The sequence below is a fragment of the Paraburkholderia sp. RAU6.4a genome (assembly GCF_050435625.1).
GTDB lineage: Bacteria > Pseudomonadota > Gammaproteobacteria > Burkholderiales > Burkholderiaceae > Paraburkholderia > Paraburkholderia tuberum.
On sequence record NZ_JBNDKQ010000002.1, the window covers coordinates 3837238 to 3852498 of the forward strand.

A 15261-nucleotide genomic window follows, 5' to 3' on the forward strand; every position below is an offset into this window, starting at 1 on the left:
CATGGAAAACTGTATAAACATACAGTATAGTATCCCCCTACAGCCAGGCTTCCGGGCGCTCCTCGCGCCGACCCGGCTGCACCGAACTTGCGCGGTCGCGAGAGCCGGCCGTGAGAGGTGACCCACTCCTTCAGACGGTCGGAAAAATTGTCCTCCAACGACGCAACCCTTGACACCCTCGCTGACACTCCCCAAGGCGGCAACCCGAGCGGCAACAAGATCCAGGGCACGATCCGCATTCGCGGCGCCCGCCAGCACAACCTGAAAAACGTCGACCTCGACGTGCGCACCGGCGAAATGACGGTCGTCACGGGGCCGTCCGGCTCGGGCAAGTCGAGCCTCGTGTTCGACACGCTGTATGCGGAAGGTCAGCGCCGCTACGTCGAAACCTTCAGCGCGTACGCGCGCCAGTTCCTCGACCGGATGGATCGGCCGCAGGTCGACCGCGTCGACGGCGTGCCGCCCGCCATCGCGATCGACCAGACCAACCCGGTGCGCAGCTCGCGCTCCACGGTCGGCACGATGACCGAGCTCAACGATCACCTGAAGCTGCTGTACGCGCGCGCGGCCGAGCTGTTCGACCGCCAGAGCGCGTATCTGGTGCGGCACGACACGCCGGAGACGATCTACGCGGAACTGCTCGAGCGCACCGCGCAGGAGGAGCCGCGGCTCGTCGTCACGTTCCCGGTCGAGCTGCCGGAGTCGGCGTCCGCGCAGGAGGTCGAGCAGTGGTTGTCGGCGAGCGGCTATACGCGCGTGCAGGCGCAGCGCGAAGTCGATTCGCCGACCGGCAAGCGCAAGCTGCTCGACGTCGTCGCCGACCGCTTCCGGCTGCGCTCGGTGGATAAAGCACGCGCGATCGAGGCGATCGAGGCATCGCTGAAGCGCGGCGGCGGGCGCGTCAATATTTACGTGCTGCCGGCTACCTCGGACGAGCCGCAGGCCGAAGCCGTCGAGCCGCGCATCTGGCGTTTCTCCACCGGCTTGCACAGCCCTGAAAGCGATCTGCGCTATGCCGATCCGCAGCCCGCGCTGTTCTCGTTCAACTCGGCCTATGGCGCTTGCGATGCCTGCCGCGGTTTTGGCCGCGTGATCGGCGTCGACCTCGGTCTCGTGATCCCCGACGCGCGCAAGACGCTGCGCGAAGGTGCGGTCAAGCCGATGCAGACGCCCGCGTGGAAGGAGTGCCAGGACGACCTGATGCGCTACGCGGCGAAAGCCGACATCCGCCGCGACACGCCGTGGGGCGAGCTCAGCGAGCGCGAACGCAGCTGGGTCATCAACGGCTCGCCGGACTGGAACGGCAAGTGGCAGACGCATTGGTACGGCGTCAAACGCTTCTTCGACTATCTCGAATCGAAGGCGTACAAGATGCATATCCGCGTGCTGCTGTCGAAATACCGCAGCTACACGCCGTGCGAAACCTGCGGCGGCGCGCGTCTGAAAACCGAATCGCTGCTGTGGCGCCTCGGCAGCAAGGCCAATGCGAACGACGTGCTCGCGCCCGCGCAGCGCTTCATGCCGCGCGGCGTGAAGTGGTCGCGCGCGCAGCTCGAGGCGTTGCCGGGCCTGACCGTGCACGATCTCATGCTGATGCCGATCGAGCGCATCCGCCGCTTCTTCGACGACATCACGCTGCCGAGCGCGTTGCTCGACGACGCGCTGAAGCTGCTGCTCGCCGAAGTGCGCACGCGCCTCAAGTATCTATGCGACGTCGGTCTCGGCTATCTGACGCTCGACAGGCAAAGCCGCACGCTGTCGGGCGGCGAGGTGCAGCGTATCAACCTGACCACCGCGCTCGGCACGTCGCTGACCAAGACGCTGTTCGTGCTCGACGAGCCGAGCATCGGCCTGCACCCGCGCGACCTGAACCGCATCGTCGAAGCGATGCACCGGCTGCGCGACGCGGGCAATACGCTGGTCGTGGTCGAGCATGATCCGTCGGTGATGCTCGCGGCGGACCGGCTCATCGACATGGGTCCGGGACCGGGCGAGCGCGGTGGCTCGATCATTTTCGACGGCGCGCCCGAGGCGATTCGCTCGACCGGCACGCTGACCGGCGAGTACCTCGGCGGCCGGCGCCATGTCGCGGATGCCGCGCATTGGTCGCGTCGCGCGGTCGACGCGAGCACGCCGCGCATCGTGCTCGAAGGCGCGAGCGAGCACAATCTGCGCGACGTCACGGTCGAAATTCCATTGCAGCGGCTCGTCTGCGTGACCGGCGTGTCGGGTTCCGGCAAATCGACGCTGCTGCAGGACGTGCTGTATCCGGCGATGGCGCGCCACTTCGGGCTCGCCACCGAAGCGCCCGGCGCGTTCAAGGCGCTGAACGGGGCGGACCAGGTCACCGACGTCGTGTTCGTCGACCAGTCGCCGATCGGCAAGACCGCACGCTCGAATCCGGCCAGCTACGTCGGCGCGTTCGACGAAATCCGCAAGCTGTTCGCGAAGGCACCGCTCGCGCAACAGCGCGGCTACGGCCCCGGCATGTTCAGCTTCAATTCGGGCGACGGCCGCTGCCCGACCTGTGGCGGCTCGGGCTTCGAGCACATCGAAATGCAGTTCCTCTCCGACGTGTACCTGCGCTGCCCCGATTGCGACGGGCGCCGTTATCGCGCGGAAATTCTGGAGGTGAAGATCGAGCGCGACCAGCCGGCGCGCGGGTTGAGCATTGCCGACGTGCTCGAACTGACCGTCAGCGAGGCTGCCGCGTACTTCGCGCAGGACGCCGAAGTATTGCGGGTGCTGCAGCCGATCGTCGACGTCGGGCTCGAATACGTGAAGCTCGGCCAGCCCGTGCCGACGCTGTCGGGTGGCGAGGCGCAGCGGCTCAAGCTCGCGGGCTTTCTCGCGGAGTCGGCACAGGCGCGCGGCGCACGCGGCGCGAAGCAGGTGATCGCGAAGCGTCTGTTCATGTTTGACGAACCGACCACGGGTCTGCATTTCGACGACATCGCGAAGCTGATGCAGGCGTTCGGCAAGCTGCTCGCGAGCGGTCATTCGCTGATCGTAATCGAGCACAATCTCGACGTGATCCGCGCGGCCGACTGGATCATCGACCTCGGTCCCGAAGGCGGCGACGGCGGTGGCCGCGTGTTGTGCGCGGGCACGCCGGACGAAGTGAAAGCGTGCGCCGAATCGCATACTGGCGAGGCGTTGCTGCAATACGACCGCGCGATGGACACCGCAACCGCGGCGGAGCCCCAGGGCATCCCGCTGCAGAAGGCCCTGAGCGCGGCCCGCGCACGTCGCGCGATCGAAGGCGAGAACGTCGTGCGCATCGTCAACGCGCGCGAGCACAACCTGAAGGCGCTCGACGTCGACATTCCGCACGGCAAGTTCAACGTGATCACCGGCGTGTCGGGCTCGGGCAAATCGACGCTCGCGTTCGACATCCTGTTCCACGAAGGTCAGCGGCGCTACCTCGAATCGTTGAACGCGTACGCGCGCTCGATCGTGCAGCCAGCCGGACGGCCCGAAGTCGACGCGGTGTACGGCATTCCACCGACCGTCGCGATCGAGCAGCGGCTCTCGCGCGGCGGTCGCAAGAGTACCGTCGCCACGACCTCGGAGGTGTGGCACTTCCTGCGTCTGCTGTACGTGAAGCTCGGCTTGCAGCACTGCATTCACGACGGCACGCCGGTCACGTCGCAAAGCGCCGAATCGATCGCGGCGCAGTTGCTGCGCGATCACAAGGGCCAGCACGTCGGCTTCCTCGCGCCGCTCGTCGTAAACCGCAAGGGCGTCTATACGGACCTCGCGAAATGGGCAAAAGCGCGCGGCAATACGCATCTGCGTGTGGACGGCGAATTCGTGCCGGTCGATCCGTGGCCGAAGCTCGACCGTTTCCGCGAGCACACGATCGAGCTGCCGGTCGCTGACCTCGTCATCTCGGCCGATCACGAAGCGGAGCTGCGCGAAGCGCTCGATCAGACGCTCGACATCGGTAAAGGCATCATGCATCTGCTCGCGCCGCTCGACGGTCTGCACGACGCGCTCAACGGCGGCGAGTCCACCGCGAAGCTCGGCGACGTGAAGGTGCTGTCGACCAAGCGCGCGTGTCCGGCGTGTGGCACGAGCTACCCCGAGCTCGATCCGCGCATGTTCTCGTACAACAGCAAGCATGGCTGGTGCACGAGCTGCGTCGGCACGGGGCTGTCGCTGACGCGCGAGCAGCGGGCCGCGTACGACGACACGATCGTCGACGACGACAATCGCGGTCGCGAGCAGAGCCTGCCCTCGGAGGAGCAGGAACCGGAAGGACTCGTCGACGAGCCGTGTCCGGATTGCGCGGGCACGCGTCTGAATCCGGTCGCGCGCGCGGTCACGTTCGACTCGCAGGCGATCGTCGACGTCGCGCAATGGACCGTGTCCGACACGCGCGCGTGGATCGATACGCTGCGCATGACGGGCCGCGACGCCGAAATCGCGCGCGACGTGGTCAGCGAAATCGGCAGCCGGCTGCAGTTCCTCGAAGAAGTCGGGCTCGGCTATCTGAGCCTCGATCGCGCGGCGCCGAGTTTGTCGGGCGGCGAAGCGCAGCGCATCCGGCTCGCCGCGCAGCTCGGCAGCAATCTGCAGGGCGTGTGTTACGTGCTCGACGAGCCGACCATCGGTCTGCATCCGCGCGACAACCAGATTCTGCTGAACGCGCTGCGCAAGCTCGGCGACAAGGGCAATACGCTCGTCGTCGTCGAGCATGACGAAGATACGATCCGGCGCGCGGATCACATCATCGATATCGGGCCGGGCGCGGGCAAGCGCGGCGGCACGCTGATCGCGCAGGGCAGCGTCGCGGACCTGTCCGCGCAGCCCGATTCGCTGACCGGGCGTTTCCTCGCACAGCCGATCGTGCATCCGCTGCAGCCGCGCCGCGAGGTCATCGCGCCGGGCAAGCGTGCGGCCGCGGTGCCGGAGAACTGGCTGACCGTGCATGGCGGCAAGCTGCATAACCTGCGCGACGTGACGGTCGGCATTCCGCTCGCGCGGCTCGTCGCGGTGACGGGCGTCAGCGGCTCCGGCAAATCGACGCTCGCGCGCGACGTGCTGATGACCAATCTGCTCGATGCGGTCGGGCGCTCGGTGCTGTCGTCGCCGGCCACGCGCCGCGCGCGTGCGGCCGCCCAGGAGAAGCCGGCCGCGAACCGGCGTTCGAGCGTGCTCGCGCGCTCGGCGCCGCGCGCGCCGCTGAACGTCACGCACATATGGCAGGGCTGCGATTCGGTCACCGGCTGGGAGAGCATCGACCGCGTGCTGGAAGTCGATCAGACGCCGATCGGCAAGACGCCGCGTTCGTGTCCCGCCACCTACATCGGCGTGTGGGATGCGATCCGCAAGCTGTTCGCGGGCACGCTGGAGGCGCGCGCGCGCGGCTATACCGCGTCGCGTTTCTCGTTCAACACGGGCGAGGGCCGCTGCCCCGCATGCGAGGGCCAGGGCGTGCGCACGATCGGCATGAGCTTCCTGCCCGACGTGAAGGTGCCGTGTGACGTCTGCCACGGCCAGCGCTTCAATCCGGAGACACTCGCGGTCACGTGGCGCGGCAAGAACATCGGCGACGTGCTGACCATGGAAATCGACGAAGCGGTCGAGTTCTTCGCGTCGATTACGAACATCGGGCATCCGCTGCAACTGATGAAAGACGTCGGGCTCGGCTATCTGACGCTCGGCCAGCCATCGCCGACGCTGTCGGGCGGCGAGGCGCAGCGCATCAAGCTCGTCACCGAGCTGAGCAAGGTGCGCGACGACATCACGCGGCGTGGCCAGAAGCCGCCGCACACGCTGTACGTGCTCGACGAGCCAACGGTTGGCCTGCACATGGCGGACGTCGCGAAGCTGATTCGCGTGCTGCACCGGCTCGTGGATGGCGGGCATAGCGTCGTCGTCATCGAGCACGATCTCGACGTGATCGCCGAAGCGGACTGGATCATCGACCTCGGTCCGGAGGGCGGCGTGGGCGGCGGTACGATCGTTGCAGCAACGGATCCGGAAAGCCTGTCGCGCGTGGCCGCGAGTCACACGGGCGCGGCTCTGCGGCCGGTGCTCGCGCGCACGGCCGCTACGTCGACGCTGGCCGGCGAAGGGACGAATGGCTGAGGCACGGTGACGAGCGGTGGCGCGGCCGTTGCGCGCCGCGATGCCGTTCCCCAGCCGACTGTTTGCTCGCATTCCCAGACGCGCGCATCAGGGATGCCGTTGCAACTTCGCAGGTTGCAACGGCCGGCGCCTCGTCGCGTGTCCGCCACACATGATTGCTGCGCTGCATCCAATCATCCGAGGTTCGATCAACGTGGCGCATGCGCGCGTTTAAATCATACGAAAGAGGTCAGCGATGTTTCAAAATAGAAACATTTTTAGATTCCCTGATAAATCAGCATTTGGATATTAATTTGTGGTGCGGAGCGAATGCCACGGAAATGCCTAATGCCGCGGGCGATAAATTTACGCTTTGCGAATAAACTACCGAATTGCCCGGACATAATAGGTCGATAAGCAGTTCACAATTGAAACATTTTCGAACCGCGCAAGAAACGTACTCGGTAACGCGCAATGGCCGGGCTTCGCATTATCGGCAACTTTGTCCGAATGCGTGAGAGTGCCGTCCATCAAGGCTTTGCGGTAAGATCTCCTCAAGCTCTTCGCGCGGCTTGCATAGTTGCCCGGCGTGTCGCGCGCTCATATCAATCGCTCAATAACCGCTTTTCCTCAGACATGGGCTGTCCTGATGAAACTCGTTTTTCAAATTTACTATAGCGATCCATTCCGCTAACATCACGCTTAATCCTTTATGCGGCGTGTGTCTGTTTTTTCGCCGTAATAACGCATTCTCTCGTTCCGTCTGATGGCGGGGCAAATCGGGGTCCGCAACGTATGACCGTTTGGGGAAGATCATGCCGCACATGCACCTTGATACAACGAGAATTACGTGGCTACACACGCCCGCTTTGAACGTCCGTACTGCAGCGCGGCGAATCGGCATTCTGCTGTTCGACGGCTTCTGGCTGCTCGGCCCCGGTACCGTCGTGGAAATGTTCCAGACCGCCAATGAGTTCGCGGGCACGCGAGCAGGCGAAGATCCGCCCTACGAAGTGCAGTTCCTGTCGATGGACGGCGGCAATGTCGCCAGTTCGTCGTCGGCGCGCATCTGGACTGACCACATCGACACGCGCTTTGGCGGCGGTTTCGACGTGCTGTTCATCGCTGGCGGCTACGGCGCCCACGTGGCCGCGCGCGACGAACGCCTGCTGAACTGGCTGCGCGCCGTGCAATCGCGCACACGCGCGATCGAAACGATCGGCGAGGGGCGCCTCGTGCTCGAAGCGGCCGGCCCGACCGAGCATGACGGCCTGATGAGCCGCTATCCGGGCGCGAGCGCGAGCGAAGGCGCGTTCAGCGCGGCCAACGACCGTCACGACTGCGCCCGCAGCGCGCTGATGTTCATCAAGCGTGACCTGGGCGCCGAGCTTGCGCGCAGCGTCGCCGATCGCGTGATGCCCGGCATGGCTGCGACGTGGGTGCCGCTGCCGGCCGAGGGCGGCACGCTGAGCGTCGCCGAAAAGATTCGCGCGGCCGCGCGCTGGATGGAGGCCAACTGCGACCGTCCGGTCTCGGTCGCCGATGCCGCGCAGGTCGCCGCAATGAGCGAGCGCAATTTCCTGCGCCGTTTCAAGCACGAGATGCAGATCACGCCGTCGGACTACCTGCTGCAGGTGCGGCTGCGTATCGCGTGCAACTTCCTGACCGAGACCGAATTGCCGGTCGACAAGATCGCGCGTCGCAGCGGCACCGGCAACGGCGATCGTCTCGCGAAAATTTTCCGCAAGCGTATGGCTTTGTCGCCAACCGAGTATCGCGCTCGCAGCCGGGCGGCCACTGAGGCGTAGCATGTATCTTTAGCATGCGATTGGGCGCCCGCTTTGCGGGCGCGCCTCGTCTGTCGGACGCGGTCGCGAGAGCGGCCGTATGTTCGCTGGCCAGCCTTTTTACGAGCACAGTGGCGATGGGCAACAGGGTCATGGCGACGGCATTGCCGGAGGTGAAACTCATCGAGCCGGAAGTGTTCATCGACGAGTTCGGCTTCTGCTTCGAGAGTTTCAGCGCGGACGAGTTTTCGGACGACGTCGCGCAGGGTTTCAACTTCGTGCAGGACCGCCATCTGCGCGCCGTGCATGGCGTGCTGCGCGGCTTGCACTACCAGGTGCAGCGTCCCCAGGGGCGGCTGCTGCGCGTCGTGCGCGGTGAGATCTTCGACGTCTCGGTCGACGTGCGCCTGAACTCACCGAACTTCGGCAAATGGAGCGGCGAGTATCTGAGCGAAGCCAACCATCGGCAGATCTGGGTGCCGCCCGGTTTCGCGCACGGCTTCGTCGTGCTGTCCGATGTCGCCGAATGCATGTGGAAGACCACCGAGTACTGGTTCCCCGAGCTCGAGCGCTGCTTGCTGTGGTCCGATCCCGACATCGGCATCCAGTGGCCGATCGACTTTCAGCCCATCCTCGGCAGCAAGGATGCGGCGGGCCGTCGTCTGTACGAGGCCGAAAACATCTCGTGAACGACGGGGCCAACCCTACACTTCGGGCATCCAGTCAGTACGAGGTGCTCAACGTGAAGCGTCGCGCAAGCCATCCGCAATCCGTTCCGGTCCGCTGTGTGTGTCGCGCGTTTGCGCCGCTCGGCGCGCAGGGGCTCAATTGCACGTGCGTGGATCAGACCATCGAGATGACCCGCGGCCGTGTGCTGCGTGGCGATTGCCATGTCGCGGTGTATGAAGGACACATCGTCGGCACGATGACGCTTTATGCTTCGGATGGCGAAGCATCGTGCGAGCTATACCGGCACGGCGATGTCGCGAGCCTGCGTCAGTTCGCGGTCGATCCCGCATGGCAGGGGCGCGGCATCGGCACGTTACTGATCGCGTTCCATGACGCCGCAGATCGCGTATGCGGCCTGAAGCGATGCCGCATACGCCTCCGGGATACGGAAAGAAGAGGCGGAAGGAAAGCAGAGTTGAAGCGCCCGATGCTTCGGCAACTATTGCAATATGCTGCGGCAAGTATTGCAACGGCGACAGCGGCCGCGCAATCCTCGACGCGGGACCCACGCAGCGTGGCCAGTTCGCATCGGGCGAGGCGTGAATTCACCGAACGCTGTATGCAGCCGTCAGCGTCGGATCACGCCCATCAGCAGGGTGACGAGGAAGATCACCAGGAAGATGAAGAACAACACCTTGGCGATTTCGGTTGCGCCCGCGGCAATGCCTCCAAAGCCGAACACCGCGGCGATGATGGCGATGATGAAGAAAATCACAGCGTATCGAAGCATGGTGCCTCCACCGGTGGATTGTTGAAATGACGTTTGAACGGCGCCCCGTTGCGTACGTCACGCGGCTTCACGGGTGAGATGCCGGCGAGCGGATTTCAGCAATAGATGTGCCATCGCTTGATTGCCGCCGACGTTCCAGCGATTCACGATCAGATAGCCGACGAGCGCCGCCCGCCAAGCGCAGCGGTCCGCCGCGCGCGGCGGCTGGCCCGTCGACGACATCGGCGGCCTCGCGCTGCGTCTGCCGGAGGTCGAGACGGGGCGCTATTCCGATGCCCAGGCGAAGGAGGCTGACCAGCAGTCGCCGCTGAAGTGGCCGGTGCTCGCGCGGCTGATGAACCTCGTGCCGCGCGACGAAGCCGATGCGCCCGCCGCGCGAGGCGAGCCGCAAGAATCGGCGCTGAAATCAGGCCCGCGTCGAACGCTCAACGCAATTGCGTGAACGCGAGCAGCAACACCATGCTGCCGATCGCGCCATCCAGCACGCGCCACGCAGTTGCGCGGCGAAACAGCGGCGCGAGCATGCGAGCGCCATAGCCGAGCGCGACGAACCACACCGCGCTGACCGTCATCGCGCCGAGCGCGAAGGCGACCCGCGCGCCTTCCGGTTCACGCGCGCCGGCCGTGCCGATCAACAGAAACGTGTCCAGATAGACGTGCGGGTTGAGCCACGTGAACGCAAGCGTCATCAGGATCATCGGCAGCGCGCGTTGCGCAGGCGGCGCCTGATCGCGGGATGCGCCGGCCGAGCCATCGAGCACCGCGTGTCCGGGCCGCACCGCGCGGCGCAGCGCGCTGATGCCGAACCAGGCGAGATACGCGAGCCCAACATAGAGCATCGCGTGCACGAAGCGCGGGAAACGCTCCATCAGCACCGCGGCGCCGCCGACGCCCGCGCCGATCAGAATGAAATCGGACAACGTACACAACAGCACGATCTTGCCGACATGCGAGCGCATGATGCCCTGCCGCAGCACGAACGCGTTCTGCGCGCCGATCGTAACGATCAGCGACGCGCACAGCGCAGCGCCATGGGAAAAAGACAACCAGTTCATAAATGGTCCGGAAAAAGGAAAGCAGCGGGGATAGACGGGAAAATCCAACAGCGCTAGTCTGCGGGTTGGCATCTCATAAGAGAAGCTAATTTGCTTAATGTAGATTAAGGAACGCTAATGCTCGACTACGCCTTGCTCGACGCACTGGCCGCCGTGGTCCGCCACGGCTCGTTCGACCGTGCCGCAAGCGAGCTCAATATCACGCCGTCCGCGGTGTCGCAGCGGGTCAAGCTGCTCGAGGAGCGCGTCGGCAGCGTGCTCGTGAAGCGTGGGCAGCCGTGCGTCGCGACCACCTCGGGCGCGCTGCTATGCCGCCATACCGAACGCGTGCAACTGCTCGAAGCGGAGCTGAAAGGCCGCCTGCCGGCACTGCCCGGCGCGCTCGTCGAGCAGTGGCCGGCACTGCGCGTCGCGGTCAACGACGACAGCGTCGGCACCTGGTTCATCGACGCGGTCGCGCCGTTCTGCGTCGAACGCGAAATGCTGCTCGACCTCGTGATCGAAGACCAGGACTACACCGCGCAGCGCATTCGCGACGGCAGCGTGCAGGGCGCGATCACGACGCAGGCCGAACCGGTGCAGGGCTGTCGCTCGACGCGCCTCGGCCGCATGCGATACCTGGCGGTGTGCTCGCCGGCGTTTTTCGCGCGCTATTTCGCCGACGGCGTCACGCGCGACAGCCTGCGGCGCACGCCGTGCGTCGACTTCAATCCGAAGGATCAGCTGCAAAAGCGCTTTATGCGGCGCATTGCGCGCGCGGAGCTCGATCCGCCGCTGCACTGGATTCCGCACGTCGCCGGTTTTTTGCGCGCGTGCGTGATGAGCCTCGGCTGGGGCATGTGTCCCGAGCGGATGATCGCCGGGCCTCTGCAGCGCGGCGAACTGGTCGAGATCGCGCCGGGCAAGCATATCGACGTCGATCTGTACTGGCAGAGCTGGCGTCTGTCGATCGGCTGGCTCGACGATTTCAGCACGATGCTCAGAAAGCGGGCGGGCGAGTTTCTCGATTGACTACGCGGCGGTGCCGCATGCAGAAATGCGGCAGTTGCTATAGCAACAGCTCGATCGAATGAAACAGGCGGCGCTGTTCCGGGTCCTGCGAGCGCGCGCCTTCGTCGATCGTCTCGCGCAGGCAGTCGAGAAAGCAGGCGGCCGCCGGGCTCGTGGGCGCGCCACGCCGCGACGTGATGCTGATGATGGTTTCGTCCAGCGTTTCACGCAGCGGCAGCGCCCACAGGTTTTCCTTCGCGCGTATCGCCTCGACGAGCGGCCACGGAAAGATGCTGACCATGTCCGTGTGCGCGAGCAGGCCCAGCACGATCGCGAGCGAATGCGCGAGCACGATCGTGTGCGGCACCGGCATGCCGCGCTTGACGAACAGATTGTTCGACATCGACTCGCGGCTCGCCGGGTCCCAGTTCAGTATCCATTCCGCGTCTTGAAGGTCGAGCAGCGTGCGGCAGCCGGCCTTCGGATGGTCGCGCCGCGCGACCACCGCCGCATGCGTCGAAAAGAGCGGCGCGTTCTGAAACTCCGACTGCGGCGACGCGGGCGGCGGCCGACCGATCGAAAAATCGAGGCTGCCGTCGCGCAGACGCGGCTGCACGACCGCGAGCAGGCCTTCGAAAAATTCCAGTTGCACCTCCGGCATCCGCTCACGAAAACGCCGCACGGCAGGCGGCAGAAAAGTCAGCGCGACCCACGGCGTGACGCCGATCGACAGCTTGCCGGCGGCGGCTCCGCGCAACGCCTCGATCTCGGCTTGCGCGCGCTGCAACTGGCCGAGCACGAGCCGCGCATGCACGACGAGCGCGCGGCCGAACTCGGTGAACGCGACACCGCTCGCGCTGCGCACGACGAGCGGCGCGTGCAGATCGGCTTCGAGCTCGCGCATCGCCTTGGTCACGGCGGCCGGGGAAAGCCCCAGCGAGCGGGCGGCCGCCCGGATACTTCCGGTATCGGCGATCGCCGCCAAGGTATTGAGCTGATGCAGTTTCATTCGAATGAGAGGCGTGACGGGGGCAACCAAGGGTTGGCACCGCAACGATTCTACGCCTGCCGCCCGAATATCGGCGCCGCTATGCTGGGTTCACGCTGACAGGGGCGCAACCAGTTGCATGGGATCGGACTAAGCGCTGAAGCGCCAGGTCCGATCGACAGGAGATGGCATGAACACGATGGTCATTCCGGCGGGCATCGCCGAAGTCGAACAGGAAATGATCGCGCTGCGACGCAGCATCCACGCGCATCCGGAGCTGGCCTACGAGGAGTTCGCGACCGGCGATCTGGTCGCCGACCGCCTGCGGGAGTGGGGCTACAGCGTCCATCGCGGCTTGGGGCAGACCGGCGTGGTCGGGCAACTGAAGCTCGGCCACGGCACGCGCCGGCTCGGCCTGCGCGCTGACATGGACGCGCTGCCGATCCACGAAACCACTGGCCTGCCGTACGCGAGCAAGCTGCCCGGCAAGATGCACGCATGCGGTCACGACGGCCATACGGCGATGCTGCTCGCCGCCGCCAGGCATCTGGCGCGCGAAAAAAGCTTCGACGGCACGCTGAATCTGATCTTCCAGCCGGCCGAGGAAGGGCTCGCCGGCGCGAAGAAAATGCTCGACGACGGCCTGTTCGAACAGTTTCCCTGCGACGCCGTGTTCGCGATGCACAACATGCCGGGCTTTCCTACGGCCAAGCTGGGCTTCATGCCGGGGTCGTTCATGGCGTCGTCGGATACGGTGATCATCAAGGTGATCGGCCGCGGCGGCCATGGCGCGGTGCCGCACAAGGCGATCGATCCGGTCGTCGTGTGCGCGCAGATCGTGCTCGCGCTGCAGTCGATCGTGTCGCGCAACATCGCGCCGCTCGATATGTCGATCATCACGGTCGGCGCGATTCACGCGGGCGAAGCGCCCAACGTGATTCCCGAAACCGCCGAGATGCGCCTGTCGGTGCGCGCGCTGCGGCCCGAGGTGCGTGACCATCTGCAGCAGCGCATCACCGAGGTCGCGACCGGGCAGGCGGCCGTGTTCGGCGCGCGTGCCGAGGTCGACTATCAGCGCCGCTACCCGGTGCTCGTCAACGATGCGGCCATGACCGCGCTCGCGCGCCAGGTCGCGCTCGACTGGCTGGGCGTCGACGGGCTGATTCACGACATGCAACCGCTGACCGGCAGCGAGGACTTCGCGTTCCTGCTCGAACGCTGCGCGGGCAGCTATCTGATCATCGGCAATGGCGACGGCGAGGGCGGTTGCATGGTCCACAACCCCGGCTACGACTTCAACGACGCTTGCCTCGCGACCGGCGCGGCCTACTGGACCAAGCTCGCGCAGACGTTCCTCGTTTGACGCGGCGGCGGTGCGCGAGCGCCTTGCCGTAGCAGCCACAAGATAATGACGGAGACACAGATGGACTATTCAGCCACACCGCGGTCCGCGAGCGCCAATGGGCTCGATGCGCTCGATGCGCAGCGCCTCGCCGATGAACCTCAAAAGCGCGTCGGCCACGCGAAGGCGATCGCCGCGATCACGCTCGGCAACGGCCTCGAGTTTTTCGACTTCACGATCTACAGCTTCTTCGCGACGATCATCGGCAAGCTGTATTTCCCGGTCGAAGGTCAGCTCGTGCAGCTGATGCTCGCGGTCGGCACGTTCGGCGTCGGCTTCATCATGCGGCCGGTGGGCGGCATCGTGCTGGGGGGCTACGCGGACCGCGCCGGACGCAAGGCCGCGATGAGCCTGACGCTGTGGCTGATGACGCTCGGTTCCGCGATCATCGCGTTCGCGCCGACCTATGCGGCGATCGGCGTCGCGGCGCCGCTGCTCGTGATTCTCGCGCGGCTGATCCAGGGTTTCGCGCTGGGCGGCGAGGTGGGCGCATCGACGGCGCTGCTGCTCGAATACGGCAGCGATCGCACGCGCGGCTTCTACGGCAGCTGGCAGTTCGTGAGCCAGGGGATGAACACGGTGGTGGGCTCGTTGCTCGGCGTCGCCCTGGCCGCGACGCTGTCGCCGGCCGCGCTCGAAAGCTGGGGCTGGCGCGTGCCGTTCGTGATCGGCATGGCGATGGGGCCGGTCGGCATCTATATCCGGCGGCATCTCGACGAGACGCTGCCGGGTGTTGAAGATGGCACGGCAGCGTCTGGCGGCGCTGTTGCGCAGGCTGCTTCGGATACCGTTGCGAAGCCCGCTGCGCAAGTTCCGTCGCTACCTGTGCGCGACCTGTTCCGCGACCACGCGCGCTCGATCACGACCGGCGTGCTGACGACGATCGGCGGCACCGCGGCGAACTACATCGTGCTGTTCTACCTGTCGACGTACGCGATCCGCATCCTGCATCTGCCGATGGCGACCGCGCTGTGGGCCGCGTGGACCGGCGCGGTGGTCACGGTGATCTGCTCGCCGTTCGCGGGCGCGCTGTCGGATCGGGTCGGCCGCAAGCGCGTGCTGTGGGTATCGCGCGTGCTGCTGATTCTCGCCGTCTACCCGGCCTTCATGACGATCAACGCGTCGCCGACGGTGCCGGTGCTGCTTGCAGTGGTCGCGGGCCTCGCGCTGCTCGTCACGTTCACCGCGGTGCCCAATATCGTGATGCTGCCCGAGCTGTTTCCGCGCGCGATCCGCGCGACCGGCATGTCGATCGTGTACTGCCTCGGCGTGTCGATCTTCGGCGGCTTCGCGCAGTTTTTCGCGACCTGGCTGATCCAGATTTCGGGCAGCAATCTCGCGCCGGCGTGGTATCTGATCGGTTGCAGCGTCGTGTCGTTGCTGCCGTTGCCGTTCATGCGAGAGACCGCGGGTAGGGCGATCGATTGACGTGATGGCGATCGGGGTCCGCTGAAAAAAGAGGCGCGATCCTTTCGATCGCGCCTCTTTTGCCATTTGCCCTGCTT

Annotated in this window: 10 protein-coding genes and 1 pseudogene; 7 read left to right on the forward strand and 4 right to left on the reverse strand. The window is 65.7% G+C overall.

The window, feature by feature from the left end; all coding sequences use genetic code 11:
- Positions 1–147 precede the first annotated feature (147 nt).
- From uvrA to OKW40_RS22620, 4 genes and pseudogenes are all read left to right on the forward strand, one after another.
- Positions 148–6096, forward strand: a complete 5949-nt coding sequence (gene uvrA, locus OKW40_RS22605; RefSeq protein WP_429491568.1) for an excinuclease ABC subunit UvrA — start codon at positions 148–150, stop codon at positions 6094–6096.
- A 794-nt stretch (positions 6097–6890) separates the two neighbouring features.
- A complete protein-coding gene (locus OKW40_RS22610; RefSeq protein ID WP_187619734.1) occupies positions 6891–7883 on the forward strand; it encodes a GlxA family transcriptional regulator in 993 nt (330 codons plus the stop codon).
- 116 nt (positions 7884–7999) lie between these two features.
- The gene (gene rfbC / locus OKW40_RS22615) at positions 8000–8551 is read left to right on the forward strand and encodes a dTDP-4-dehydrorhamnose 3,5-epimerase (RefSeq protein ID WP_090803902.1); all 552 of its coding nucleotides are present in this window, start codon (positions 8000–8002) and stop codon (positions 8549–8551) included.
- Positions 8552–8604: 53 nt separating this feature from the next.
- Positions 8605–8943: pseudogene (locus tag OKW40_RS22620) on the forward strand (GNAT family N-acetyltransferase); the annotation flags it as partial.
- A gap of 216 nt (positions 8944–9159) precedes the next feature.
- Here the strand turns inward: OKW40_RS22620 and OKW40_RS22625 are convergent.
- From OKW40_RS22625 to OKW40_RS22635, 3 genes are all read right to left on the reverse strand, one after another.
- Positions 9160–9321, reverse strand: a complete 162-nt coding sequence (locus OKW40_RS22625) for a DUF1328 domain-containing protein (protein WP_013089029.1) — start codon at positions 9319–9321, stop codon at positions 9160–9162.
- A gap of 57 nt (positions 9322–9378) precedes the next feature.
- A complete protein-coding gene (locus OKW40_RS22630) occupies positions 9379–9543 on the reverse strand; it encodes a hypothetical protein (protein ID WP_184062126.1) in 165 nt (54 codons plus the stop codon).
- A gap of 203 nt (positions 9544–9746) precedes the next feature.
- Positions 9747–10376 (reverse strand): LysE/ArgO family amino acid transporter, encoded by a 630-nt coding sequence (locus tag OKW40_RS22635; protein WP_184062125.1) that lies wholly within the window; start codon positions 10374–10376, stop codon positions 9747–9749.
- A gap of 117 nt (positions 10377–10493) precedes the next feature.
- On the opposite strand from OKW40_RS22635, the gene OKW40_RS22640 reads away from it, so the two are divergent.
- Entirely contained in the window at positions 10494–11387 is an 894-nt protein-coding gene (locus OKW40_RS22640) for a LysR family transcriptional regulator ArgP (protein ID WP_429491571.1), read from the forward strand.
- Between the two features lie 37 nt (positions 11388–11424).
- On the opposite strand, the gene OKW40_RS22645 is transcribed toward OKW40_RS22640, so the two are convergent.
- Positions 11425–12375: a LysR substrate-binding domain-containing protein gene (locus tag OKW40_RS22645; protein ID WP_429491573.1), complete on the reverse strand. Its 951-nt coding sequence runs from the start codon at positions 12373–12375 to the stop codon at positions 11425–11427.
- A gap of 169 nt (positions 12376–12544) precedes the next feature.
- On the opposite strand from OKW40_RS22645, the gene OKW40_RS22650 reads away from it, so the two are divergent.
- Both OKW40_RS22650 and OKW40_RS22655 read left to right on the forward strand, forming a co-directional pair.
- The gene (locus OKW40_RS22650; RefSeq protein ID WP_429491575.1) at positions 12545–13717 is read left to right on the forward strand and encodes a M20 aminoacylase family protein; all 1173 of its coding nucleotides are present in this window, start codon (positions 12545–12547) and stop codon (positions 13715–13717) included.
- A 60-nt stretch (positions 13718–13777) separates the two neighbouring features.
- The gene (locus OKW40_RS22655; RefSeq protein ID WP_429491577.1) at positions 13778–15184 is read left to right on the forward strand and encodes an MFS transporter; all 1407 of its coding nucleotides are present in this window, start codon (positions 13778–13780) and stop codon (positions 15182–15184) included.
- Positions 15185–15261: the final 77 nt, after the last annotated feature.